We start from the raw sequence: 21,766 nt of genomic DNA, 5'->3' as shown, positions 1-21,766 counted from the left end.
TGCAATAGGGAAAACGCTGGAGGAGCGTCATAATCGAGACCGTGGACGACAGCGCGAACGGCCTGCGGGCAGACACTCTGGTGGCGACGGTCCGCGGCGTGCTTCCGTCCCTGACTCCGGCCGCGCAGACCGTCGCCCGGCTCATCCTGGAAGACCCGGCGACGGTGGCCCGCAGCACGATCACCGAGCTGTCCGCCGCCTCGGGCACCAGCGAGGCGACGATCGTACGTACGGCCAGGCTCCTGGGCTTCGCCGGCTACCCGCAGCTGCGCCTCGCCCTGGCCGCGGCGGCCGCCCAGCCGGACCGTCTGGTGCCGGGTGACCTGGCGCCCGACGATCCGCTGTCGGAGGTCATCCAGAAGGTGGCCAGGGCCGAGTCGGAGGCGATCAACGACACGGTCGCCCAGCTCACCTCGGAGCGCCTTGGCCTGGTCGTCGACGCGATCGTCGGCGCCCGGCGGGTGGACGCCTACGGCGTGGGCGCCTCGGGTCTGGTCGCCGAGGACGTGGCGCAGAAGCTGCTGCGCATCGGCCTGTCCAGCCACGCCTTCCAGGACGCCCACCTGGCGCTGACCAGCGCCGTGCTGCTCAAGCCCGGCGACGTGGCGATCGGCATCAGCACGTCGGGCGAGACGCCCGACGTGCTCGAACCGCTGTCGAGGGCGGGGGAGGCCGGCGCGACGACCGTCGCCATCACCAACAACCCCCGCTCGTCGATCGCGGAGCTGGCCGAACACGTGCTGATCTCGGCCGGGCGCGAGACGGAGTTCCGTCCCGGCGCCCTGGCCAGCCGGATCAGCCAGCTCCTCGTCGTCGACTGCGTGTTCGTCGGCGTCGCCCAGCGCACCTTCGACTCCTCTCAGGAGGCGTTGCAGAGCACCAGGCGCGCCGTCAAGGAGTTCACCAGGCGAGCGACACCCGCACGTCGTCAGCCTTGACGAACATCACCCGGTGCCCGAACTGGATCTGCAGGTACTTCGTCTTGCCCTTGACCACCTTGTGGCCGGCCTCGTCGAAGGTGACCGCCCGGTAATACTCGGTGGCCGCCTTCCCGGCCAGGGTGTACTTCTCTCCGGCCGAGAACGTGTACTGCAGCGGGGTCACCGCCTGGTACGGGATGTCGGCCGGGTAGGCCTCCTGCTCCGGGTAGGCCCTGCCGTACACCGGGACGGTCGCCAGACCCGGTTTGGGCGTGACCACCAGGCCCGCGGACGGGACGGCGGTCGGCGCGGAGCGCGGGTTGTAGAACCAGCTCTTCTGGCCGAGGTACCAGATCGCGGTCCAGTCGCCCTGCCGGTCGGCGACGGCGAACCGCTGGCCGGTGCTCGCCCTGGCACTGTGGTCGTACACGCTGTACAGCGAGTCGTTGGTGCCCGTCGGGTGCTTGCCGATATCCTTGATCAGCGGCGCGTCGTCACGCGGCTCGGTGCGCAGCCACACGGTCCCGGCGGGGAGCGGCGGGCAGGCGGCCTCCGGGTTCTTGCGGTCGCAGCCGTAGAAGTACGGCTTGTTGGTGGCGAAGTCGGGCCTGATCATGATGGAGCCCGCCTTGGGGCCGCCGAAACCATGCAACGGCGCGCCGATCAGGTCGAAGTAGTGCTTCCAATCCCAGAACGGGCCCGGGTCCTCGTGCATGCCCCGCACCGTGGTCGGCAGCGTGCCCGGCACGTTGTCGTGGCCCAGGATGTGCGCCCGGTCCAGCGGCACGTCGTACCTGGCCGCCAGGTAGCGCACGAGCTTGGCGGACGAGCGGTACATCGCCTCGGTGTACCAGGTGCTGCCCTCGGCCAGGAAGCCCTCGTGCTCGATGCCGATCGACTTGGCGTTGATGTACCAGTTGCCGGCCTGCCAGGCGACGTCCTTGCCCTTGACGTGCTGGGCGATGTGGCCGTCGGTGGAGCGCACCGAGTACTGCCAGCTCGCGCCGTAGTTGACGTCCTGGTTCAGCTTGATCGACGGGAGGAAGTAGCCCTCCATGTCATGGATGACGATGTACTGGATCTTCTGGCTGACGGGCCGGTTGGCCAGGTCGTAGTGGCCGTAGTCGCCGTTCGGCTTCTGCGCGTAGGCCGACGGGATCCACTCGCAGGAGATCGACCTCGGGCATTCGACACCGTCGCGGCGCGGCGGCCGCAGGCCGAGCTTCTCCAGCCACTTCTCGATCCGCTCCAGGCCGGGGATCGGCGTGAGCTTGACCTGCTGCCCGTCGTCGGTGACCCGCTCGGCGCCGTCCTCGATCGTGCTGTAGACCTCGTCGGCGAAGACCTTGGCCGCCTCGGACTCGTCGGCGCCGGAGTATTTGGCGACCGCCCCGTACCACTGGGCCGGGTCCGCGCTCAGCGGCGCGCCGATCGACTTCTGGTAGTCGGCCAGCAGCGCCGCGCCGCCCCTGATGTTCGTGGCGGCGTCGGACCGGAGCGCCTCGTGGCTCGCGCCGGTCAGCTGGGCGGCCTTCTCCATGGTCTTGAGCGAGGCTGGGATCTCGGTGGGCGCGACCGCCGTCGCGACCGGGGGTAACGGCCTGGTCTCGTCGCCGCGCGCGTCCTCCTCACCCTCGCCGTGGTGGTTGGACCCGGTGAAGGCGGCGGCGTCGGTCAGGTGCATGGGGCCGAATCCGGCGTCGTTGCTGGGCTGCCCGGCGTGGGCGTCCCAGCGCGACTCCAGATAGGAGACACCGAGCAGGACGCTCTCCGGAACCTGGAACTCCTTGGCGGCCGCGGCGAACGCCGCCTGCCGATCCGGGGGTTGCTCGGCAGTGGTGCCGGCCGCGGCCGTCATGTTGACTAATGGCAGCAAGGCGACCACCGCGATCGCCAGTGCTCTGCGCATCTACTGCTCCTCGACTGGGGGAATATCGGAGCCAGCGTCTCAACAATTTCCTTCTTCGGCGAGAGCTTTGCGAAGACATTTTTCAGGACATCACGCCCTATGGTGGGGCGGGTGACGTCGATCGTGACCGGTGCGGCCGGGTTCATCGGCCGCGCGCTGACGTCGGCCCTGCTCGCGTCCGGCTCTCCGGTCATCGCCATCGACCGCCTGCCTGTCGAGGAACAACCCGGACTCACCGTGATCAAGGCCGACCTGCTGGACCTGGAGCCAGGGGCCTTCTCCGGCGCGGAAGAGGTCTACCACCTGGCCGGGTGCGCGGGCGTGCGCGACGCCGCTCCCGGAATCGCCTGGCGACGCCATCGGGACAACGTGCTCGCGGGCGCGCGGGTGCTGGCCCTCACGCCGCCCGGCGTCCCGCTCCTGATCACCTCCTCCAGTTCGGTGTACGGCGGAGCGTCCCACGGCCGGCCCAGCGCGGAGTCCGACCCGGTCCGCCCCGCCGGCGGCTACGCCACGAGCAAGGTCGCCCTCGAACGGCTCTGCCTCGACCGCCCTGACATCACGATCGTCCGGCCGTTCACCGTCGCGGGGGAGGGGCAGCGGCCCGACATGGCGCTGTCGATCTGGTTACGCGCCGCCCAGGAGGGCCGTCCTTTGCGCGTGCTCGGCTCGCTCGACCGTACGCGGGATGTCACCGACGTACGCCAGGCCGCCCGCGCGATGATCGAGCTCATCGGCGCGCCCGGCATCGTGAACCTCGGCACGGGCCGCGGCCACACCCTGCGGGCCATGGCGGAGGCGGTCGCCACGGTGACCGGAGCCGATCTCACCTTCGACGTCGTGCCCGCCCCGCTCGAGGAGCCCGGCGACTCACTGGCCGACACCCGCCGCCTCCACTCGCTGCTCGGCTGGACGCCGCGTACCGATCTACTGGACTTGGTCCGGCGCCAGCAGCTTGTAATGTCCTGAGCATGGGTGATTTCGTACGCGTTGAAGTGGCCGACCAGATCGCCACGATCCGGCTTGACCGTCCCAAGATGAACGCCCTCAACGGCCAGATGCAGCACGAGCTCGGCGAAGCCGCCCGAGCCGTCGACGCCGATCCCGAAGTGCGCGCCGTCGTCGTCTACGGCGGCGAGCGGGTCTTCGCGGCCGGCGTCGACATCAAGGAAATGGTCGTCATGTCCTACGCCGACATGGCCGCCCACTCCCGCGGGCTCCAGGGCTGCTTCACCGCGGTGGCCGCCATCGGCAAGCCCGTCATCGCCGCCGTCACCGGCTACGCGCTGGGCGGCGGCTGCGAGCTGGCCCTGTGCGCCGACTTCCGGGTGGCCGGCGAGTCGGCCAAGCTGGGCCAGCCGGAGATCCAGCTCGGCCTCATCCCCGGCGCGGGCGGCACCCAGCGCCTGCCCCGCCTGATCGGCCCCGCGCGGGCGAAGGACCTCATCTACTCGGGTCGCCACGTACCGGCCGCCGAGGCGCTGTCGATCGGGCTGGTGGATCGGGTGGTGCCGGACGAGGAGGTGTACGCGGCGGCGCTGGCCTGGGCGGGGACCTTCACAGGCGGGCCCGCGGTGGCGCTGCGGGCCGCCAAGCAGGCGGTGGACCAAGGGGTGGAGGTCGATCTGGATACGGGGCTGGAGATCGAGCGGCTGCAGTTCTCGGGTCTGTTCGCGACGGACGATGCCAAGATCGGGATGCGGGCGTTCACGGACAAAGCCGAACCGAAGTTCACGGGCCGCTGACGGACAGCCACTCGCCATCGGCCACTCGCCGTCGGCCGGCGGCGAGTGGCCGCTTCGGGCTTAGGCGTGGCGGCCTGGGATGACGACGGTCGTGAGTGCCCGGGGCTGGAGGACCACGGTCCCACCGGTGACCGGACTCGCGGTGAGCGCGTTGGCGTTGTCGGTCACGTACGCGGTGGCCCGGCCGTACACACCGTGCCACGTCACGGCGGCGGTGCCGGTGTTGAGCACCTCGACCACCTGGGAGCCGTCGGGGTTGCGGAACGCTGAAACTTTCAGCGCCGGATCGGCCGCCGCCGCGTCCACCCGTACCGCGCCGGGCCGGATGAACCGGCTGTACGCCGCCAGCGCCCACAGCCGCTTGGAGACGTGATACGTACCCGCGGCCTCGTCTATCTGGAGCAACGCCCGGGTGGCGCCGCGCGAGGCGCCCAGCCAGTAGACGTAGCCGCTGACGTTGCCGAGCGTGAGCGCGTCATGGACGGCCTGTGCGATCGTGAAGCCGTCGTAGCCGCTGCCGTCGTCCCAGCTCTCGTCCCAGGTGGAGCCGTTGGGGTTCCACTCAGACATCCAGGTGTTTCCGCTGGTCGGCAGCGGTCCGTCCACTGGGCTGGCGTACGTGTGGCCGGTGTGCGTCTTCACCCAGCGGCGGGCCTCGGGGTCGGCCTCGATCGCGGCCGTGTACGCCTTGGCCTCGGTCCAGCCGAAGGAGTCACAGCAGGCCACCTTGAGACCCTTCACGCCCTTGGCGATCGGGCCGAGCACCTTGACGAACTCGGCGGCCTGCTGCGGGGTGAACCGCATGGAGGCGTACGTCGCCGTCCAGTCAGGCTCGTTGGTGAAGCCGAGGTCGGTGATCCTGATGCCCTCACGAGCGTAGAACTTCGCGTATTGCACCAGGTAGCGGGCATAGGCTTGCCGCCACTCCGGCTTGAGCGTGCCGCCGTTCTTGTCGTCGCCGTTGTCCTTCATGTAGGCGGGCGCGCTCCAGGCGTCGGCGTAGAACCGCTCGACCCCGTACCCCTTGGCCGCCTTCGCCACCCAGACCTGGCTGTTGTCCTCGCCGTCCCACACGTACTTGGGCGGCGCGTCCGGCCCGCCCGGGTCTTCCGGCTGGATGGAGACCATCTGGTCGTACGGGCTGCCCACGGGAGCGGAGCCGATGCCGAGCCGCAGAATGCTGAGCCCGGCGCCCTTGTCGCGGTTGAACCACAGGTCGAGGATCTCGCGCCGCTGCCCCTCGCCGAGCGCCTTGACCAGCTCGTTGCGGCGGAACGCCTGGGAGATCCCGAACCCGTCGATGTGCTGATGCCGAACGCGCTCGCGTACGGTGATCGCCGGGGGATCCGCCAGGGCCGGGGCCTGGATGATGGGTAGACCGAGCAGGGTGATCGCGACAACGCCTCGTAACATGCCGCCTCCGAAACTTTCGGAACCTTCGTGATAATTTCGCCCCCGGAACCGTAAACACCCACCGCCCCTTCGTCAACCTCTTCGGTGGTCGGCCGCCTGCTGCCTGCCATCAGCTGGTGCTGCTGAGGTCGATCGTGTTGAGGGGCCGGGTGTTCCGTCAGCTGGTGCTGCTGAGGTCGATCGCCGGAAACGTCACCGGTGTCGGTGGTTGGCCGGCCTGCACTATCCAGGCTTCGCCGGTCGCGCCGTGTCGGGTGAGGGTTTGGACCGCGTCGGCGACTTCGTCCGGGTCGGCGATGGCGAGGTGGCTACTGAGAACGTGGTCGCGGATACCGGCGAGCATCGGTGTGTCGACGAAACCCGGGCAGACGGCGTTGATGGTCACACCGGATTCGGTCAGGGCGGGCGCGAGTGACCGTACCAGCCCGATGATGGCGTGCTTACTGGCGGAGTAGACGGGGTCGAACGGGTTGGGCGCGATGCCGGCGAGGCTCGAAGTCACCACGATGGCGCCGCCGCCCGCCGAGACCAGCGCCGGCAGAGCCGCGCGGATGCCGAACATGGTGCCGTCGATGTTGACCGCGATGATGCGGCGATAGCAGTCGAGGTCGAAGTCGTCGCCGGCGCCACCGGCGCCGCCCGTCCCGGCGTTGAGATGCACGATGTCGAGCCTGCCGAAGGCGTTCACCGCGGCCTCGACGGCGATGTGGTTGTCCCGCTCGCGAGCGACATCCGCCGGCACGAACACACCTCCGACCTCGGCGGCGACGACCGGGCCCGCCACCTCGTCGAGGTCCGCGATCACCACGCGGGCCCCGGCCCGGGCGAAGCGCCTGGCCACCGCGGCGCCGATGCCGCTGGCTCCTCCGGTGATCAGCACCACGGTCGTCATGAGGACGCCTCCCGTTCCTGCCCGGTCTCGATGTCGACGCGCGCGCCCGCGCGCCGCAGGTAGATCTGGCTGCTCACCTCGAGGGCGACGAACACCGCCACGTACTGCAGCCCGCTGACCAGCGGCACCCGGTCCACGGGGAGTGTGTACGCCAGCACCACCCGTACTCCGGCGTCCAGCACCAGCCCGACGCCCCAGATCGCGGTCGCCACCCGCATCATGTGCCGGAAGGCCGGTGAGTCACGCCACGCGATCTCGGCGCGTTCGTGGGTGGCTCCGGTGGTGAACGAGCGAATGGCCTGGTGGTAGAAGGGCATACGCGGCAGTGTCGCGAGCATCCACAGTCCCGCGACGGCGGTCATCCAGCCGTCCTTGGCCAGCAGGAAGCGCGTGCTGCCGGTGAGGAACGACACCGCGACGCTGAGCACAAGGATGCTCAGGGTGAACACGGCGAGCCCGTCGACCCGCCTCCGCTTGGTCACGGTCCACACCGCTCGAACCCCCGGCGGTACCACCCCCAGGGCTAGCGCGAGCCACTGGCCGACACCGGCGGCGCGTAGGCCGTAGAAGATCGCGAGCGGGGCCGCCACGTTGAGGACGAGGTTGATGACGACCTCGCGTCGCGGGTCAGGCGATTTGCCGCCTGTGGTGGCAGGTGCGGTCATCTCTGTGCCCCCACCTGCAAGGCAATCGAGTCGACCTCGCCGCCGCCGCTGCGCGGTCGCCAGGCCCGGAAGAGGGAGCCGGTGGTGACGAGGGCGAGGATGAGAACGGCGAGCCAGGCGATCCAGCTGCCCGGCGTGGCGAGGTCGCCCGTGTCCTGGGTGAGGGCGTGGTTGAGCACCTGAGCCTGCCAGAACAGCCAGGCGAGCGGTACGGTGCCCGCGAGTGTGAGCGCCGTGGCGGCCACGGCCGTGGCGGGACTCCACTGGCGCAGCCGGAAAGTCACGGCTCTGACGACGAGAGCCAGCACGGTGACGGCGATGAAGTAGGGAACCCAGAAGGCCCAGAGCCCGGGGTTGACGATCGGCACGGACGCGCCGTCCGCGGTGGTCACCGGCGAGAGCACCCGCTGCGCGAACAGCGCGGCGATCAGCACGACGGCCAGGACGATCTCGACGATCAGGTCGCTCCAGCGCGCCGGTCGCGGATTCTCGATCGTGATCAACCGGTCCGGCGTCCAGGGCTCGATGGGTTCGGTGGTCTCGGGGTGGGCGCCGCGCTGGCGATCGGCGATGGCGAACAGGGCGGTCACGCCGACCACGAGGTACATCGCCACGGTCAGCGTGATCCCGATGGGGCGGAAGATCGCCGTCCACGCGTTCTCGCCGTGGGCCCGCAGGACGAGGGCCAGGACGACGTACAGGGCCGGCAGCACCGACCAGCACGCCACGCGCAGTGCGTGGACATAGCCGGGGTAGGTGTCGGGGCCGATGAGGGCCATGGCCCGGTGAACGTAGCGGGCGGCCAGGTGTGCGGGGTCGCCCAGCTCGCGTAACGCCGCGTACTCGGCATCGGCCGGCGCCTCGCCGTGGGCGGTGCGGGCCTCGATGTCGTCGGCGATCGCGGCACGCAGCTCGCGCTCGATCTCGCGGCGGTGCCTCTCGGGTAAGTGTCGTACGGTGTGGGCGACATAGCGGTCGGTCAGCGAAGTGGTCACAGTTCCTGCCCTTCGATCTCCAGGCGGGTGAGGGCCTTGTCGATCCCCTGCCACTCACGCAGCAGTGCCCGAGCGAGGCGGATGCCGTCCTGGCTGGTGCGGTAGAACTTGCGCGGACGGGCCTCACTGGTGTCCCACTCGCTGGTCAGCAGACCTTGGCTCTCCAACCGGCGCAGCAACGGGTAGAGGGTGTTGGCCGCGACCGGCACCCCCGCGCGATCAAGCGCCTCCAGCAGGCCGTAGCCGTACCCCGGCGTCCGCAAGGCCAGGAGGCTGGCCAGCACCACAGAGCCACGGCGCAGCTCTTGCCGGTGCGCATCGAGCAATTCGGACTCGTTCACATCGGACACGATAGTGTGCGTCACACAGTATCGTCTAGGCCACAACGATGTGCTGCACCTGCCTCCGGCTATGGCGCCAGGCGCATCACAGCCGCTTGGACCAGCCCCACCGCTGACATCGCCACAGGCGTTCACAAAGGGCTCGCCGATCGGCGCTTCGCGCTTTGAAGACTCGGCGTTCTTCCGTGGCGCTTGCGCGCACTGCACGGCCTTCGCTTCGCTCAGACGCCCCCCTGACCGCGGGCTCCGCCCGCGCGCGCTTCGCCACTGGTTTGCTTCCAGACAAATTGTCATTCGTTGGCCATAGGGGATTAGCAGGTATTTCTGCGGCGGCTATCGCACATGGCCAAAAAGCAGAGAGCTCCAGAAAGCGTCCGCAACCTCGTCTATCCAGCGATCTGTCTCATGAACCACCCTTTTCCCCTGACGCTCATTGTGCGACGGATGTAGCGCACCCCGCCGAGCGCGACCAGCTCGTACACGACCGGCTGACAGTCGCAGGTCCACCGCAACACCCGCGCTTCAGGCTCGCCCTCATGCGGCGGCATCCACAACAGCGGTTCGTATTCCGGCCGAGTGGGAATGTGCGGCGATTCGCAGTGCGGCGGAAAATCCCATCGAACCATCCAGCTCACGCCCCGATCTCTCGCGTCAGAGCATTGCCGGTCGCCTCGCACATCACCGTGGCGAACTCCGCCCAGACCGTGAGGTGGCCAGAGCCCAGCCGTCGCATACCCCATGTGGTCGAGATCTGCTCCACCAGCCTCAGGCCCCGCCCGCGAGAGTCCAGGTCATCGGACACGCGCGGACACGGAATGGTGCGGGCCCCGTCATCGGTCACCTCGATCCGAGCCACGTCGGTACCGAAGCCGACGACATCCACCGCGACGAGGCCACCACCACGACCCGAGGCCGTGTGCTGAATGGCGTTCGCGACCAACTCGCTGACGATCAACCGCGCGTTGTCCGCGTCTCGATGACCTGCACCCAGCAGGATCGCCGCGACGCTGCGACGAGCCACAGGTACCACCCAGGCGTCGCCGGGGAACACCATCTCGCCCAGAAACCGCTCCGTCACTGCGCCTCCTCCCAGACCCGTGCAACCGCGTCCTCGTCGTACGCGGCCACCCACCGACCCTGACCGTGACCCCAGGTGAAGACCCAGTCCTCACCCCTCAACGCAGCCCGCACCCGCAAAGCGCCCCGCGCCCGAGGGATGGAAATGAACGGCTCGTGCCTTCGAGGCCACTGCATCGCCAGCGCCACCCCGAGCTGAGCCAGATCCCACGTCAATCGCATTAAGTGAATGAACTGTTCCTCATCGTGATCGAAGGTACGCATGCCAGCACCTCGCTTCGGGGTGAGCGCGACTGTGTCCTTGAACTCCGTACCGGTTGCCCACGAGCTTCGCCGCGAATTGCCTCAAGTGGGCAATTCATCGCATTTCGTAATCATGAAATGGAATGATTTGCCCGCTCAGCTGCTACTCCACGGGCGATTCCCTGGCCGTTGGCGCTACCATAGTGCCGATGGGCATCGACGATTGGCAAGATGCCATCTTGATTTGTCACTTGCATGTAGCCACGGGGTGCGGAACTCTGATTGCGCAAGGAGCAAACACTTAACGTCGAGGTGAATATGGCCGCCGGGAGTAGCCCCACCGTGAGGCGCCGACGCCTTGCCAGCGAGCTGCGCCGCTTGCGCAAAGAATCGGGACTAACGTCGGAAGCGGTAGCCATCCAGCTCGAATACGACCAATCATGGGTAAGCCGCATCGAGTCGGGACGGCGTGGTATTCGCATCCCGGACCTGAAGGCGCTCCTCGACGTGTACGGGATCACGGATCAGGCTCGCGAAGAGCTTCTGCAACTGGCACGTCAAGCTCGGCAACGAGGATGGTGGCATACGTACGTAGACGTCATCCCGGATTGGTTTCAGATCTTCGTCGGCCTGGAGGCCGAAGCCTCCGAACTGCGCCGGTACGACACCGAACTCGTGCCTGGACTGCTCCAGACTGCCGACTACTACCGTGCTTACCTCCGGGTGGCCCCGATGCCCTGGAAGCCGGAGGAAGTTGACCGGATGATCGAGTTTCGCAGGGTCAGGCAAGAGCGAATCACCACCGGATCGCTACGGCTTTGGGCCATCATGAACGAGGCCGTCATCCGACGGCACGTCGCCGGTCGCCAAACCATGAAGGCCCAGCTAAACCATCTGATCGAGATGTCAGAGACGCCGAACGTCACCCTTCAAGTGCTTCCCTTTGCGGCAGGGCCACACCCAGCCATGGACGGCGGCTTTGTGATCATCGGCTTCCCAGAGGCAAATGACCCTGACGTGATCTATCAGGAGAGTCAATCAGGTAGCCTCTATATGGAGGAGTCGGCCTTGATAGACCGGTATAACGTGGTATTCAACCATCTAATGGCCAAGGCGGACGACCCAGATAGAACCCGCGATCTACTCATCTCGGCGGCGAAGGAAGCGTGAGAATGAGCAAGCAGAAGGGCGCAGAGGCGGGGATGGAGGCAGAATTCTCCCGTGCGGCGTGGCGCAAGAGCAGCTACAGCAACGCCGGTGGCGACTGTGTCGAAGTCGCCCCTCTGAGCGGGGGCCGCATTGGCGTCCGCGACACCAAGGACCGCAACGGCCCCGTACTCGTGTTCACATCTGACGAGTGGCACGCCTTCCTCAAGGGCACCAAGGGCGGCCAGTTCGACCTGATCTAGCAGGACGCTCCACAACCAACAGCAAAAGCGCCCGAGTCGTTTTCGCGGCGACCGGGCGCTCTGAGCGGGCTCCTTGCGCGCCCTACAGACAGACGGACCGCAGCGACCTGCATGGGGTTTGACGTGATCCATTTAGGGGTCATAGCTTGACGGTCGGCTTGCCAGCCCCGTCCGGTCCCAGGATGCCGATGACCTTGCCCATGGGGATCTCCAGGTCCACCCGTCCAGCGCGGTCGTCTCGCCGTACCTCCTGATCAGCCCTTCGGCTCGGATCACGTGCATCGTCCCGCCCGGCTGCTCCGCGGAATGAGATATTTGGGAGATTTCGCACGGAAGTAGAGCGCGCGACGATATAGGAACGTATTGGAGCGACTTCAAGCCATGGCGGTCAGTCCGGAAGCGACACGCGATCTGGTCGCTTGTGTGCTTGCGAGCACCAAGTGAGAGGAGTGCGGGATGGCGAAGAAGGAAGTCGATCTCTCCCGTGCCCAATGGCGCACCAGTAGTTTCAGCGGCTCGAACGGTCAGTGTGTGCAGGTCACTTTCGTTCCCGACCATGTGGCCGTTCGCGACAGCAAGGACCCGCAGGGGCCGGCGCTGATCTTCACCCTCGACGAGTGGGCCGCCTTCCTGGCAGGAGCCAGGGACGGCGAGTTCTGAGCAAGGGCATCCGTCCTTGCCGCAGACAGCCATGAACGCCCGGTCGCCCTCTACGGCGATCGGGCGTTCACGTACTGACAGGGAGCCGCAAAGGCTTCGATCATGCCTCCGGCGAGGGCTCCGCTGCGGAATGACCAGGCCAGGCCAGTTAGTGTCTACGCCATGCCTGACGCGATCACGGTCCACCCCGCGGAGCCGGGTGACGGGGACGTCCTCGGCGAGATCCACGCCCTGTCTTGGGGCGTCTCGCATGGCCCGTTTTGCACGCCGAAGGTCGCTGCGGCCGGGGTCGAGGAGCGGCGCACCAAGTGGCACGGCATTCTGGCCGAGGTCGAGGCCAAGGGCCTGGGCATGGACACGATCCTGCTGGCGCGCTTGAACGAGCGGCCGGGGGCCTTCGCCCGGTTCGGGGCCTCCACTTCCCGCCCCGGCCACGCGGAGATCCATACCTTCTTCGCCCACCCGGACGTCTGGGGCAGCGGCATCGCGATGGCCCTGTTGATGGCCGTCTTGGACCGAGTGCGAGACGCCGGGTACGACGACGTGCATCTGTGGACGCTCCGGGACTCCGCCCAAGCGCGCCGCTTCTACGCCAAGAATGGCTTCGCCGAGACCGGCAGGACTCACGACCACGACTTCGGTGAAGGTCCCCCGCTGGCCCTGGTCGAGTTGGAGCGAGCCGTGCCTGGCCGCTGAAACGCTCGATCGGCGACTTCGTCGTGGCTGACCTCCATGGCCTGGTCCGCATCGTCAAGCGTCAGCTCAAGAAGATCCAGTACCGGCCTCATCTGATCACCACAGGCCGGCCTGACTCTCGAACCACCATGATCATCCCGCTTGCCGGCCCCTATTTGGCCCCGGGATGCCGATGACCTTGCCCACGGGGACCTCCAGGTCCACCCCGTTCAGCGCGGTCGTCTCCCCGTACCTCTTGATCAGCCCTTCGGCTCGGATCACGTCCGTCGCCGTCTCCTCATCGTTCGACGAGCTAGACGATGCCGGGAGCCGCTGATACGGCGCTAACAGCGGCCCCGGGACAGGCATGCGTTGCCGTGTCAGCGGCCGCGTCAGCACGGCAACGGCCCGGTATCAGAGCGGTCGGCGATCGTAAACGCCATGAACGGTTCAGCGATCGCGGCCTCAAGGCCGGGTGCGATCTCCGTCCGTTCCTTGAACTTCGTAACGGATCTGAAGGAGCACAACACGATGTCGATCACCCTTAACGACCAGGACAAGCTCACCCTGCGGACCGCCGGCTGGGGCGCCGTCTCCCTGATGTCCGCCGCCGGTGCCGCCGGCTCGGCCCACAAAGCCGCCACCGAGGCCTCCATCGCCCTGATCTCCGCGACCGGGCTGGTCGGGCACGTGCTCACCAAGGCGCCCAAGGGCGTGAAGTACGGCAAGACGGTGGCCTCGCTCGCCGACCAGGTGCTGCCGGCGCTGACCGCATCCATGAGCCTGCTCAAGGCGCAGGCTCCGGAAGAGGCCGACAACTTCCGCCGTACCGTCGTCGTCGCCATCGAGGCAGCCGGCCGGCCCCAGAAGGGCGCGCCCAGCCCCACCATGACCGAGATGGCCCGCAAGATCACTGAGGCCCTCGACGCCGCTTGACGGATGCCGACCTGCGACAGCCACAGCTCGTCACGGGGTCCTCTTCGGACCCCGTGACATGGCGGCGTGATGTCCCAGGCAGGGGCGTTCCAGAAGGCAGTGCAGCGGCTCATCGATGAGCTCTTCGCCTAAGCGCGACACCAGAGACGAGGAACTATGAAACCCGCATTCCCACCAGCGATCAGGGCGACCAAGGTCTTCCGGCGAGTGGCTCTCACGGCGCTGGCGGCCGCGCTGTTAGCTGGGGTGGCCACACCCGGGGTGGCCGCGGCCGACAGTGTGGCCGTGCCGAAGGCCGCCGCCGGGCCGGATCGCCCGGAGCTGCAGCAGGTCATCCAGGAGGTCGTCGATTCCGGTTACGCCGGGCTGCAGCTACGCGTACACGATCAGCAGGGCGACTGGGTCGGCAGCGCCGGGGTGCGCAAGCTGGGCGAGGTCGCCAAGCCGCCGACCAACGGCCGGTTCTGGATCGGCAGCTCCACCAAGAGCTTTACCGCGACCCTGGTGCTGCAGCTGGTGGCCGAGGGCAAGATCGGGTTGGACGCCCCGGTAGCCGGCTACCTGCCCGAGCTCGGGCTGGACCGGCGGATCACCGTGCGGATGATGTTGCGGCACACCAGCGGGTTGTTCAACTACACCGGCGAGTACTACACCGACGGGACGTACGTGCCGGGGATCCCCGCCACGGGCAAAGATTGGGTGGACAACCGGTTCCACACTTACCAGCCCGAGGAGCTGGTACGGCTGGCGCTGTCCAAGCCGGCGAAGTTCGCGCCGGGGACGAACTGGAGCTACGCCAACACCAACTACACGCTGGCCCTGCTGCTGATCGAGAAGGTCACCGGCCGCTCGTACGCCGAGGAGATGCGGCGGCGGATCCTGGGGCCGCTCGGCCTGCGGGGCACCGTGGTGCCGGGCAACCGGACCGAGCTCCCCGGACCGTACGCCCACGGCTACTACCGTTACCAGGACGCCGACCAGTGGAAGGTGGTCGACGTCACCCGTCAGAACCTCTCCCTGCTGGCCGGCGCCGGTGACATGATCTCGACCACCCAGGATCTCCAGACGTACTTCTCCGCCCTGCAGAGTGGCAAGCTCCTGCCGGCCTCGCTGCTGGCCGAGATGCGCAAGCCGGACCCGAGGAGCACCGGCCTCTTCGGCCAGTACGGACTCGGTCAGTATGTGCTGGACACCGGCCCGGACTGCGCCGGCATCATCCTCAACCACGACGGCAGCCCTCCGGGGGGCTACGGGTCGCTGATGTACAGCACGCCTGACGGCAGCAGGACCCTGACCGCCTCGCTGACCATGGGGGACGCCGCAGTCGACCAGTCAGTGGTGTTCCCGAAGGCCCTGGACAAACTCATCAAGGCGGTGTTCTGCGGCGGGCAGGCGGGGGCGGCAGACCAGGCCAACCTGGTTCAGTAGAGCGAACCGTACGGCTTGAGGGTGGACTCCCTCCGGTCGTGCATCAGGTGGAGCAAACCGGCCACGCCGAGCTCGTTGAGCTCGGTGTGGCCGTCGCCTTGGTTCCACAGCTCGGGCCTATGTGGTGGCTGGTGTCACGTTGGTTGACGGCGTCCTAGGGCGGCCGCGCTCCCCAGGCTCACTCTCCAGACGGCGTGTCGCGCCGCTATGAGATGAACGGTGCCCAGGTGCGCACTAGACTTGGATAATTCGTTATCTTGTACCATTCGTGTTTATGTAGGTAGGTTTGGTCGCATGACCGCATCCAGCACTCCGACCATCGCCGAGGAGTTGCGCGGCGCCGGCCTGCGGGTGACAGCGGCCCGCGTCGCGCTGCTCCAGGCCGTCCGGGACGGTGACCACCTCGGCGTCGAGGCGATCGCCTCCGGGGTGCGCGATCGCGTGGGCCACATCTCGCTGCAAGCCGTTTATGAGGCGCTCCACGCGCTCACCGCGGCGGGACTCGTACGCCGCATCGAACCGGCCGGCAGCCCGGCACGGTACGAGGGGCGCGTGGGGGACAACCACCACCACATCGTGTGCCGGTCGTGCGGTGCCGTCGCCGACGTCGACTGCGCGGTCGGCGAGGCGCCCTGCCTGACCGCCTCCGACGAGCACGGCTTCGCGGTCGACGAGGCCGAGGTCATCTATTGGGGCCTGTGCCCCGGCTGTTCAACCGCCCGTACTTCCTGAGCTGTTCAACCGCCCGTACTTCCTGAGCTGTTCAACCGCCCGTACTTCCTGAGCACGTGATCCACATAGTCCGGAAGGATTCCCATGACCGAGAACCATGACGCGATCGTCACCGACCCGAAGACGGAGGGAGCAGGTGGCTGCCCGGTCGCGCACGAGCGCGCCCCGCACCCGACTCAAGGCGGCGGGAACCGCCAGTGGTGGCCGGAGCGGCTCAACCTGAGGATCCTCGCCAAGAACCCCGCCGTGGCCAACCCGCTCGGTGAGGAGTTCGACTACGCCGAGGCGTTCAAGACCCTCGACCTCGCGGCCGTCAAGCGGGACATCGCCGAGGTCCTGACGACCTCGCAGGACTGGTGGCCGGCCGACTTCGGCAACTACGGCCCGTTCATGATCCGGATGGCGTGGCACAGTGCGGGCACGTACCGGATCAGCGACGGCCGCGGCGGCGCCGGGGCCGGGCAGCAGCGCTTCGCCCCCCTCAACAGCTGGCCGGACAACGGCAACCTCGACAAGGCGCGCCGCCTGCTGTGGCCGGTCAAGAAGAAGTACGGTCAGAAGCTCTCCTGGGCCGACCTCATGATCCTCACCGGCAACGTGGCCCTGGAGTCGATGGGCTTCAAGACCTTCGGCTTCGGCGGCGGTCGCGCGGACGTCTGGGAGCCCGACGAGGACGTCTACTGGGGCCCCGAGACCACCTGGCTCGGCGACGAGCGCTACACCGGCGACCGGGAGCTCGAGAGCCCCCTCGGCGCGGTACAGATGGGCCTCATCTACGTCAACCCGGAGGGTCCGAACGGCAACCCGGACCCGCTCGCCGCGGCTCGCGACATCCGTGAGACCTTCCGCCGGATGGCGATGAACGACGAGGAGACGGTCGCCCTGATCGCGGGCGGTCACACCTTCGGCAAGACCCATGGCGCGGGCCCCGCGGACAACGTCGGCCCCGACCCCGAGGCCGCCTCGATCGAGGAGCAGGGCCTCGGCTGGCGGAACTCCTTCGGCACCGGCAAGGGCGCCGACGCGATCACCAGCGGCCTTGAGGGCATCTGGACCAACACCCCCGTGACGTGGGACAACAGCTTCTTCGAGATCCTGTTCGGCTACGAGTGGGAGCTGTTCAAGAGTCCCGCCGGCGCCAACCAGTGGCGGCCGAAGGACGGAGCCGGGGCGGACACCGTCCCCGACGCCCACGACCCGTCGAAGCGCGTCGCACCGACGATGCTGACGACCGACCTCGCGCTCCGCGTCGACCCGATCTACGAGCAGATCTCGCGCCGCTTCCTCGAGAACCCCGCCGAGTTCGCGGACGCCTTCGCCCGCGCCTGGTACAAGCTGACCCACCGCGACATGGGCCCGATCGTGCGTTACCTCGGCTCGGAGGTCCCGGCCGAGACGCTGCTGTGGCAGGACCCGCTCCCCGCCGTGACGCACGAGCTCGTCGACGCCGCGGACATCGCCGCACTCAAGGGCCAGGTCCTGGCCTCGGGCCTGTCGGTGTCCCAGCTGGTGTCCACCGCGTGGGCGTCGGCGTCCTCCTTCCGTGGCAGCGACAAGCGCGGCGGCGCCAACGGCGCGCGCATCCGCCTCCAGCCCCAGAGCGGGTGGGAGGTCAACGACCCCGACCAGCTGGCGATCGTGCTGCGTACCCTGGAGGGCATCCAGAGCACCTTCAACGCCGCCCAGACCGGCGGCAAGCAGATCTCGCTCGCCGACCTGATCGTGCTCGCCGGTGCCGCGGCCGTCGAGCAGGCCGCCAAGACCGCCGGCTTCGACGTGGAGGTCCCCTTCACGCCGGGTCGCGTGGACGCCGCGCAGGAGCAGACCGACGTGGAGTCGTTCGCCGCGCTCGAGCCGGTCGCCGACGGGTTCCGCAACTACCTCGGGAAGGGCAACCGGCTGCCGGCCGAGTACCTGCTGCTCGACCGGGCGAACCTGCTGACCCTGAGCGCCCCCGAGATGACGGTCCTCGTCGGTGGTCTGCGCGTCCTGGGCGCGAACCACCAGCAGTCGTCGCTCGGCGTCCTCACCGCGACCCCCGGGTCGCTGACGAACGACTTCTTCGTCAACCTGCTCGAGCTGGGTACGACGTGGAAGGCGACGTCCGAGGACGCGACCACGTTCGAGGCCCGCGACGCCGTCACGGGCGAGGTCAAGTGGACCGGTAGCCGGGTCGACCTCGTCTTCGGGTCCAACTCCGAGCTGCGCGCGCTCGCGGAGGTCTACGCGAGCGACGACGCGAAGAAGAAGTTCGTCGAGGACTTCGTCGCCGCGTGGGACAAGGTCATGAACCTGGACCGGTTCGACCTCGTCTGATCCTTAAGGTCTGATCCTTAAGGTCTGATCCGTCTGACCGTTGACGTCCAGGTCGGCCCACACCTCGGCCGACCTGGACGTTTTGTCATATGAACGGGCAGTACCGGGTAGCCATGCAGGTATGTCACCGGGTGTCGTGAATGACGACCTCTTTCGCGGCGTGCTCGACGAGCTCGGCGCCGTGCTCGCGAACGTCGACGAAGAGTCGATCGACGCGGCCTGCCGGCTGATCGCCGACGCCAGAACGATCGGCGTCTACGGCTGCGGCCGGGAGGCGCTGCAGATCAAGGGTTTCGCGATGCGCCTGTTCCATCTCGGTCTGCCGGTGGCGGTGGTCGGCGACATGACCATGCCGGCGCTGGGGCGCGAGGACGTCTTCCTCGCCACCTCCGGCCCCGGCGAAGCGTCCACGGTCCTGGCGCTGATGCGGACGGCGACAGCGGCGGGTGCGACGAACCTGCTGCTGACCGCCGAGCCCGAGAGCGGCGCGGTGGACCTCGCCGACGCCGTGCTCGTGATCCCGGCGCAGACCATGGCCGGCGACCGGCGTGCATCCGTGCTGCCGATGGGGTCGGCCTATGAGGGCGCGTTGTTCGTGCTGTTCGAGGTGATGGTGCTGAAGCTCGGGGCGCTGATCGGCGCCACAGGAGAGGCGATGCGCGCCAGGCACACCAACATGGAGTGACAGGTCACTGGGCCTTGACGGTGGCGGTGCTCGTCTGGCGCATGTACGCGTCGATCAGGGCGAAGGTGGCTCCCGGCTGCTCGATCTGTGGCAGGTGGCCGGCCTCGGGGATGATCTCAAGCTGGGCGTTGCCGAAGGCGGCCGCGTACGCCGCGCCGTAGGCGGGGGTGACGATGCGGTCGCTTTCCCCCCAGAGCAGCAGGGTGGGCAGGTCGACGCGGGCCAGGCGGTGGGCGAGCTTGGGGTCGTGCATGTACGGGTCGCCGGCCAGGACGCGCATGGTGGCCATGTTGCCCTGCCGGAGGGCGAGTTGCCCGGCGGGGATGTCGGCGGGATCGACGTAGAAGCGGTCCGAGTCGTGCCAGGAGTACTCGGCGACGCCACGAGCGTCGAGAGCGAAGAAGTCTCTGATCGGCTCGGTCTCGACATGCACTCCGACGGGGTCGATCAGGACGAGCCTGGTGATGATCCCCGCGTTGTCGCGTACGGCCATCTCGGCGGCGGTCCAGCCGCCGAGTGAGGAGCCGATGACCAGCACGTCGGACAGCTGCCGGTCGTGAAGATAGTGCAGGTAGGCGAGGGCGAGATCGTCGATGCCGGTGAACCAGCCGGGGCGGTCGGTGCCGTCCCAGCCGGGGTGCGTGGGGGCGATGGCGTGGCCGGTCTGCGCGAGATGGTCGACGAGCCCGGCGACGGTGGCCGGGCCGCCACCGCCGTGCAGGATCAGGACGGGCCGGCCGGTTCCGGCCTCGGACAGGGTGAGCGGTAGGTCCGGGTAGAGCGCGATGGTGTGGCTTGTCGTAGGCATGGCCACACCATAACTAAACTTGTTGATATAAGCTAGTTGAGTAGCTGCTAAACTCGATTCGTGTTCGGTGAACTGCAGGTCCTTGGAAGAGCGGTCAAGCAAGCCCAATACCGGCAGCACCGGGCGCTGGACAGCCGGCTCGCCGCCATCGGCACCACGCTGGCCCAGTGGGATGCCCTGCGGGCGATCAGCCGGTCACCTGGGGCGCCGGCGCGCGCCCTGGCCTCGGCGACATTCCAGAGCGAGCAGGCGTTCGGCACACTTGCCGGCCGGCTGACGGCTCAGGGCCTGATCGAACGCCGGCCAGGTCATGGGCGACGCATCGAGCACCATCTGACACCGGCCGGCGAGCAGATGCTCGACGCGGGGCACCGGGTCGCCGACGAGGTCCTGACCGACTGCTTTGCCCCCCTGTCGCCAGGCGACCGCGCGACCCTGCTCGATCTCCTGCAGCGCCTCAACTACGGCGAAGACGCCTGACGCCGTACACCACGCGCGTGTGGTGTACGGCGCCGCCATCTCAGGTGTCGTCGCTCAGGCGAGTCGCCACTCCTGGTTGCGCTGTCCGATCAGGCAGGTCCACTGATGGACGTTGGCTCCCTCGGCCGTGCTGACGCCCGCCACGTCCAGGCACTTGCCGCTGTGGCGAGCGACGAGGGAGAAGTAGCCGTTGTCCTTCTGGACGAGCCGCCACTCCTGGTTGCGCTGCTGGTTGAGGCAGGTCCACTGGTGGACGTTGGCGCCGTCGGCCGTGCTGACGCCCGACACGTCCAGACACTTGCCGCTGTGCGTCGCACGGAGGGTGTAGTAGCCGTCGCTGGTCGCCACGAAGTTCCACTCCTGGTTGGCCTGCCCGTTGATGCAGGTCCACTGGTGGACGTTGGCCCCGTCGGCGGTGCTGACGCCCGCCACGTCGAGACACTTGCCGCTGTGACGGGCCACCAGGGTCGCCGAGAACTTGGGAAGGAGCCGCTGCGCCGCGCCGGCGGTGTCGGCGTTCGCCGCCGACGCCGCCGTGAACGGGGCAACGAGCAGAGCGGCCGCGACAGCGACTGCTTGACCAGCGTGAATGAGTGTCATCGAACCTCCTGAGACGCTCTCGAAAGATCAGCAGGTCCGTCGTAACATGAATCACTCAGCGCATCGGCGAGTCGCTATCCGTGATGATATTCGTGTCGCGTGGCGTAGATGAGCTGGTTTACGAGGCGGCGAGTGCCGCGTCCAGGTGGTCCGGGTTCGGGCCGCCTCGCAGGGGTCCACCGGGTTGATCGATCAGGTGGGTCGTCCGTTCGGCCAGATGGGTCGCCTGGGAGTCGCCCGTTCGGTGGCTACTCCCCGGTGCGTCCGTCCACCGCCTCGCGGAGGAGGTCGGCGTGGCCGTTGTGCCGCGCGTACTCCTCGACCAGATGGAACAGGATCCACCTGAGGCTGGGTACCCGGCCGTCGGCCCAGGGGCGCACGGCCAGCCGGTCCAGGCCGCCGTCAGCCAGCGCGTCCGCGACCAGGGAGCGGGAGCGGGCCACGGTGTCCTGCCAGAGCGTGAGGAGTTGCTCAGGGGTGTCCTCGGTGGCCGAGTGCCAGTCCCAGTCGATATCGGCCTCCCAGTCCACGGTGTCCCACGGGGGCTCCGGGGCGTGCCCGTACAGTCGCTGGGAGCACCACCAGCTCTCGACATAGGCCAGGTGCTTGAGCATCCCGCCGAGGGTCATCGTCGAGGCGCCGACGGTCGCGTTCAGGCCGGCCGCGTCCAGCCCGGCGCACTTCCACTCCAGGGTCGCGCGCTGGTAGTCCAGGTAGCCGAGGAGGGTGGCGGTTTCGTCGGCCGCGACCGGAGGTTCGGGGCGGCCATGCTCGTCCAGGTCAATCACGCGCGGGGAGTCTACCCACCTTCCAGGGCGGCCGTCGCCCTCGCCCCGG

At 68.2% G+C, this 21,766-nt stretch carries 24 protein-coding genes and 1 pseudogene; 13 read left to right on the top strand and 12 right to left on the bottom strand.

Annotated features, from left to right (window positions below; all coding sequences use genetic code 11):
• Nucleotides 1-41 precede the first annotated feature (41 nt).
• The gene (locus AB0B64_RS18575) at nucleotides 42-938 is read left to right on the top strand and encodes a MurR/RpiR family transcriptional regulator (RefSeq protein WP_225292140.1); all 897 of its coding nucleotides are present in this window, start codon (nucleotides 42-44) and stop codon (nucleotides 936-938) included.
• Here the strand turns inward: AB0B64_RS18575 and AB0B64_RS18570 are convergent.
• The gene (locus AB0B64_RS18570; protein WP_358178583.1) at nucleotides 901-2,829 is read right to left on the bottom strand and encodes an N-acetylmuramoyl-L-alanine amidase; all 1,929 of its coding nucleotides are present in this window, start codon (nucleotides 2,827-2,829) and stop codon (nucleotides 901-903) included. The two genes, AB0B64_RS18575 and AB0B64_RS18570, sit on opposite strands and share 38 nt — an antisense overlap.
• 111 nt (nucleotides 2,830-2,940) lie before the next feature.
• Here AB0B64_RS18570 and AB0B64_RS18565 point away from each other — a divergent pair, with 111 nt between their 5' ends.
• Both AB0B64_RS18565 and AB0B64_RS18560 read left to right on the top strand, forming a co-directional pair.
• Nucleotides 2,941-3,798, top strand: a complete 858-nt coding sequence (locus AB0B64_RS18565; RefSeq protein WP_358178581.1) for an NAD(P)-dependent oxidoreductase — start codon at nucleotides 2,941-2,943, stop codon at nucleotides 3,796-3,798.
• Between the two features lie 2 nt (nucleotides 3,799-3,800).
• Entirely contained in the window at nucleotides 3,801-4,574 is a 774-nt protein-coding gene (locus AB0B64_RS18560; protein WP_358178579.1) for an enoyl-CoA hydratase-related protein, read from the top strand.
• A 60-nt stretch (nucleotides 4,575-4,634) separates the two neighbouring features.
• Here AB0B64_RS18560 and AB0B64_RS18555 read toward each other — a convergent pair whose 3' ends face one another.
• From AB0B64_RS18555 to AB0B64_RS18525, 7 genes are all read right to left on the bottom strand, one after another.
• Complete coding sequence (locus tag AB0B64_RS18555) at nucleotides 4,635-5,987, bottom strand: glycoside hydrolase (RefSeq protein ID WP_358178577.1); 1,353 nt, start codon at nucleotides 5,985-5,987, stop codon at nucleotides 4,635-4,637.
• A 157-nt stretch (nucleotides 5,988-6,144) separates the two neighbouring features.
• Nucleotides 6,145-6,879, bottom strand: coding sequence for an SDR family NAD(P)-dependent oxidoreductase (locus AB0B64_RS18550; protein ID WP_358178575.1), 735 nt, complete (start codon nucleotides 6,877-6,879; stop codon nucleotides 6,145-6,147).
• Nucleotides 6,876-7,544: a VC0807 family protein gene (locus AB0B64_RS18545; protein ID WP_358178573.1), complete on the bottom strand. Its 669-nt coding sequence runs from the start codon at nucleotides 7,542-7,544 to the stop codon at nucleotides 6,876-6,878. The genes AB0B64_RS18550 and AB0B64_RS18545 overlap by 4 nt, the downstream gene beginning before the upstream one ends.
• Entirely contained in the window at nucleotides 7,541-8,539 is a 999-nt protein-coding gene (locus AB0B64_RS18540; protein WP_358178571.1) for a permease prefix domain 1-containing protein, read from the bottom strand. The genes AB0B64_RS18545 and AB0B64_RS18540 overlap by 4 nt, the downstream gene beginning before the upstream one ends.
• On the bottom strand, nucleotides 8,536-8,880 hold the full coding sequence (locus AB0B64_RS18535; protein ID WP_357950051.1) for a PadR family transcriptional regulator: 345 nt from the start codon (nucleotides 8,878-8,880) through the stop codon (nucleotides 8,536-8,538). Before AB0B64_RS18535 ends, AB0B64_RS18540 begins: the two co-directional genes overlap by 4 nt.
• Nucleotides 8,881-9,511: 631 nt before the next feature.
• Entirely contained in the window at nucleotides 9,512-9,958 is a 447-nt protein-coding gene (locus AB0B64_RS18530) for an ATP-binding protein (RefSeq protein ID WP_358178569.1), read from the bottom strand.
• Nucleotides 9,955-10,221, bottom strand: coding sequence for a hypothetical protein (locus AB0B64_RS18525; protein WP_358178568.1), 267 nt, complete (start codon nucleotides 10,219-10,221; stop codon nucleotides 9,955-9,957). Before AB0B64_RS18525 ends, AB0B64_RS18530 begins: the two co-directional genes overlap by 4 nt.
• A 261-nt stretch (nucleotides 10,222-10,482) precedes the next feature.
• Here AB0B64_RS18525 and AB0B64_RS18520 point away from each other — a divergent pair, with 261 nt between their 5' ends.
• The 4 genes from AB0B64_RS18520 (at nucleotide 10,483) to AB0B64_RS18505 (ending at nucleotide 12,965) form a co-directional block, all read left to right on the top strand.
• Nucleotides 10,483-11,370 (top strand): helix-turn-helix transcriptional regulator, encoded by an 888-nt coding sequence (locus tag AB0B64_RS18520; RefSeq protein ID WP_358178566.1) that lies wholly within the window; start codon nucleotides 10,483-10,485, stop codon nucleotides 11,368-11,370.
• Between the two features lie 2 nt (nucleotides 11,371-11,372).
• A complete protein-coding gene (locus AB0B64_RS18515) occupies nucleotides 11,373-11,609 on the top strand; it encodes a DUF397 domain-containing protein (protein WP_358178564.1) in 237 nt (78 codons plus the stop codon).
• A gap of 456 nt (nucleotides 11,610-12,065) precedes the next feature.
• Nucleotides 12,066-12,269, top strand: coding sequence for a DUF397 domain-containing protein (locus AB0B64_RS18510; protein WP_358178562.1), 204 nt, complete (start codon nucleotides 12,066-12,068; stop codon nucleotides 12,267-12,269).
• 162 nt (nucleotides 12,270-12,431) lie between these two features.
• Nucleotides 12,432-12,965, top strand: coding sequence for a GNAT family N-acetyltransferase (locus AB0B64_RS18505; protein ID WP_358178560.1), 534 nt, complete (start codon nucleotides 12,432-12,434; stop codon nucleotides 12,963-12,965).
• Nucleotides 12,966-13,118: 153 nt separating this feature from the next.
• On the opposite strand, the pseudogene AB0B64_RS18500 reads toward AB0B64_RS18505, so the two are convergent.
• Nucleotides 13,119-13,226, bottom strand: a pseudogene (locus tag AB0B64_RS18500) (daunorubicin/doxorubicin resistance ABC transporter ATP-binding protein DrrA); the annotation flags it as partial.
• A gap of 249 nt (nucleotides 13,227-13,475) precedes the next feature.
• Here AB0B64_RS18500 and AB0B64_RS18495 point away from each other — a divergent pair.
• The 5 genes from AB0B64_RS18495 (at nucleotide 13,476) to AB0B64_RS18475 (ending at nucleotide 19,041) form a co-directional block, all read left to right on the top strand.
• Entirely contained in the window at nucleotides 13,476-13,880 is a 405-nt protein-coding gene (locus tag AB0B64_RS18495) for a hypothetical protein (protein ID WP_358178558.1), read from the top strand.
• 156 nt (nucleotides 13,881-14,036) lie between these two features.
• Complete coding sequence (locus tag AB0B64_RS18490; RefSeq protein WP_358178556.1) at nucleotides 14,037-15,308, top strand: serine hydrolase domain-containing protein; 1,272 nt, start codon at nucleotides 14,037-14,039, stop codon at nucleotides 15,306-15,308.
• Nucleotides 15,309-15,602: 294 nt separating this feature from the next.
• Nucleotides 15,603-16,040: a Fur family transcriptional regulator gene (locus AB0B64_RS18485; RefSeq protein ID WP_357950071.1), complete on the top strand. Its 438-nt coding sequence runs from the start codon at nucleotides 15,603-15,605 to the stop codon at nucleotides 16,038-16,040.
• Between the two features lie 84 nt (nucleotides 16,041-16,124).
• Complete coding sequence (gene katG, locus AB0B64_RS18480) at nucleotides 16,125-18,356, top strand: catalase/peroxidase HPI (protein WP_357950074.1); 2,232 nt, start codon at nucleotides 16,125-16,127, stop codon at nucleotides 18,354-18,356.
• A 136-nt stretch (nucleotides 18,357-18,492) separates the two neighbouring features.
• The gene (locus AB0B64_RS18475; protein ID WP_358178554.1) at nucleotides 18,493-19,041 is read left to right on the top strand and encodes an SIS domain-containing protein; all 549 of its coding nucleotides are present in this window, start codon (nucleotides 18,493-18,495) and stop codon (nucleotides 19,039-19,041) included.
• 4 nt (nucleotides 19,042-19,045) lie between these two features.
• On the opposite strand, the gene AB0B64_RS18470 is transcribed toward AB0B64_RS18475, so the two are convergent.
• Nucleotides 19,046-19,849, bottom strand: a complete 804-nt coding sequence (locus AB0B64_RS18470; protein ID WP_358178552.1) for an alpha/beta hydrolase — start codon at nucleotides 19,847-19,849, stop codon at nucleotides 19,046-19,048.
• Nucleotides 19,850-19,909: 60 nt separating this feature from the next.
• Between AB0B64_RS18470 and AB0B64_RS18465 the strand changes: the two genes are divergently transcribed.
• Complete coding sequence (locus AB0B64_RS18465; protein ID WP_358178550.1) at nucleotides 19,910-20,329, top strand: MarR family winged helix-turn-helix transcriptional regulator; 420 nt, start codon at nucleotides 19,910-19,912, stop codon at nucleotides 20,327-20,329.
• A 54-nt stretch (nucleotides 20,330-20,383) separates the two neighbouring features.
• Here the strand turns inward: AB0B64_RS18465 and AB0B64_RS18460 are convergent, their stop codons facing one another.
• Together AB0B64_RS18460 and AB0B64_RS18455 are read right to left on the bottom strand one after the other, a co-directional pair.
• Entirely contained in the window at nucleotides 20,384-20,929 is a 546-nt protein-coding gene (locus tag AB0B64_RS18460) for an RICIN domain-containing protein (protein ID WP_357950084.1), read from the bottom strand.
• Nucleotides 20,930-21,177: 248 nt separating this feature from the next.
• On the bottom strand, nucleotides 21,178-21,717 hold the full coding sequence (locus AB0B64_RS18455; protein ID WP_357950087.1) for a DinB family protein: 540 nt from the start codon (nucleotides 21,715-21,717) through the stop codon (nucleotides 21,178-21,180).
• Nucleotides 21,718-21,766 lie beyond the last annotated feature (49 nt).

It is taken from the genome of Nonomuraea sp. NPDC049129 (assembly GCF_040648495.1).
GTDB lineage: Bacteria > Actinomycetota > Actinomycetes > Streptosporangiales > Streptosporangiaceae > Nonomuraea.
This window is presented reverse-complemented; position numbering and strand designations above follow the sequence as displayed.

Bases quoted from the DNA above. Each gene is read 5' to 3' on its own strand.
- AB0B64_RS18570 (WP_358178583.1), bottom strand. From the start codon at position 2,829: ATGCGCAGAGCACTGGCGATCGCGGTGGTCGCCTTGCTGCCATTAGTC.
- AB0B64_RS18560 (WP_358178579.1), top strand. From the start codon at position 3,801: ATGGGTGATTTCGTACGCGTTGAAGTGGCCGACCAGATCGCCACGATC.
- AB0B64_RS18555 (WP_358178577.1), bottom strand. From the start codon at position 5,987: ATGTTACGAGGCGTTGTCGCGATCACCCTGCTCGGTCTACCCATCATC.
- AB0B64_RS18550 (WP_358178575.1), bottom strand. From the start codon at position 6,879: ATGACGACCGTGGTGCTGATCACCGGAGGAGCCAGCGGCATCGGCGCC.
- AB0B64_RS18545 (WP_358178573.1), bottom strand. From the start codon at position 7,544: ATGACCGCACCTGCCACCACAGGCGGCAAATCGCCTGACCCGCGACGC.
- AB0B64_RS18525 (WP_358178568.1), bottom strand. From the start codon at position 10,221: ATGCGTACCTTCGATCACGATGAGGAACAGTTCATTCACTTAATGCGA.
- AB0B64_RS18515 (WP_358178564.1), top strand. From the start codon at position 11,373: ATGAGCAAGCAGAAGGGCGCAGAGGCGGGGATGGAGGCAGAATTCTCC.
- AB0B64_RS18510 (WP_358178562.1), top strand. From the start codon at position 12,066: ATGGCGAAGAAGGAAGTCGATCTCTCCCGTGCCCAATGGCGCACCAGT.
- AB0B64_RS18505 (WP_358178560.1), top strand. From the start codon at position 12,432: ATGCCTGACGCGATCACGGTCCACCCCGCGGAGCCGGGTGACGGGGAC.
- AB0B64_RS18495 (WP_358178558.1), top strand. From the start codon at position 13,476: ATGTCGATCACCCTTAACGACCAGGACAAGCTCACCCTGCGGACCGCC.
- AB0B64_RS18490 (WP_358178556.1), top strand. From the start codon at position 14,037: ATGAAACCCGCATTCCCACCAGCGATCAGGGCGACCAAGGTCTTCCGG.
- AB0B64_RS18485 (WP_357950071.1), top strand. From the start codon at position 15,603: ATGACCGCATCCAGCACTCCGACCATCGCCGAGGAGTTGCGCGGCGCC.
- katG (WP_357950074.1), top strand. From the start codon at position 16,125: ATGACCGAGAACCATGACGCGATCGTCACCGACCCGAAGACGGAGGGA.
- AB0B64_RS18470 (WP_358178552.1), bottom strand. From the start codon at position 19,849: ATGCCTACGACAAGCCACACCATCGCGCTCTACCCGGACCTACCGCTC.
- AB0B64_RS18460 (WP_357950084.1), bottom strand. From the start codon at position 20,929: ATGACACTCATTCACGCTGGTCAAGCAGTCGCTGTCGCGGCCGCTCTG.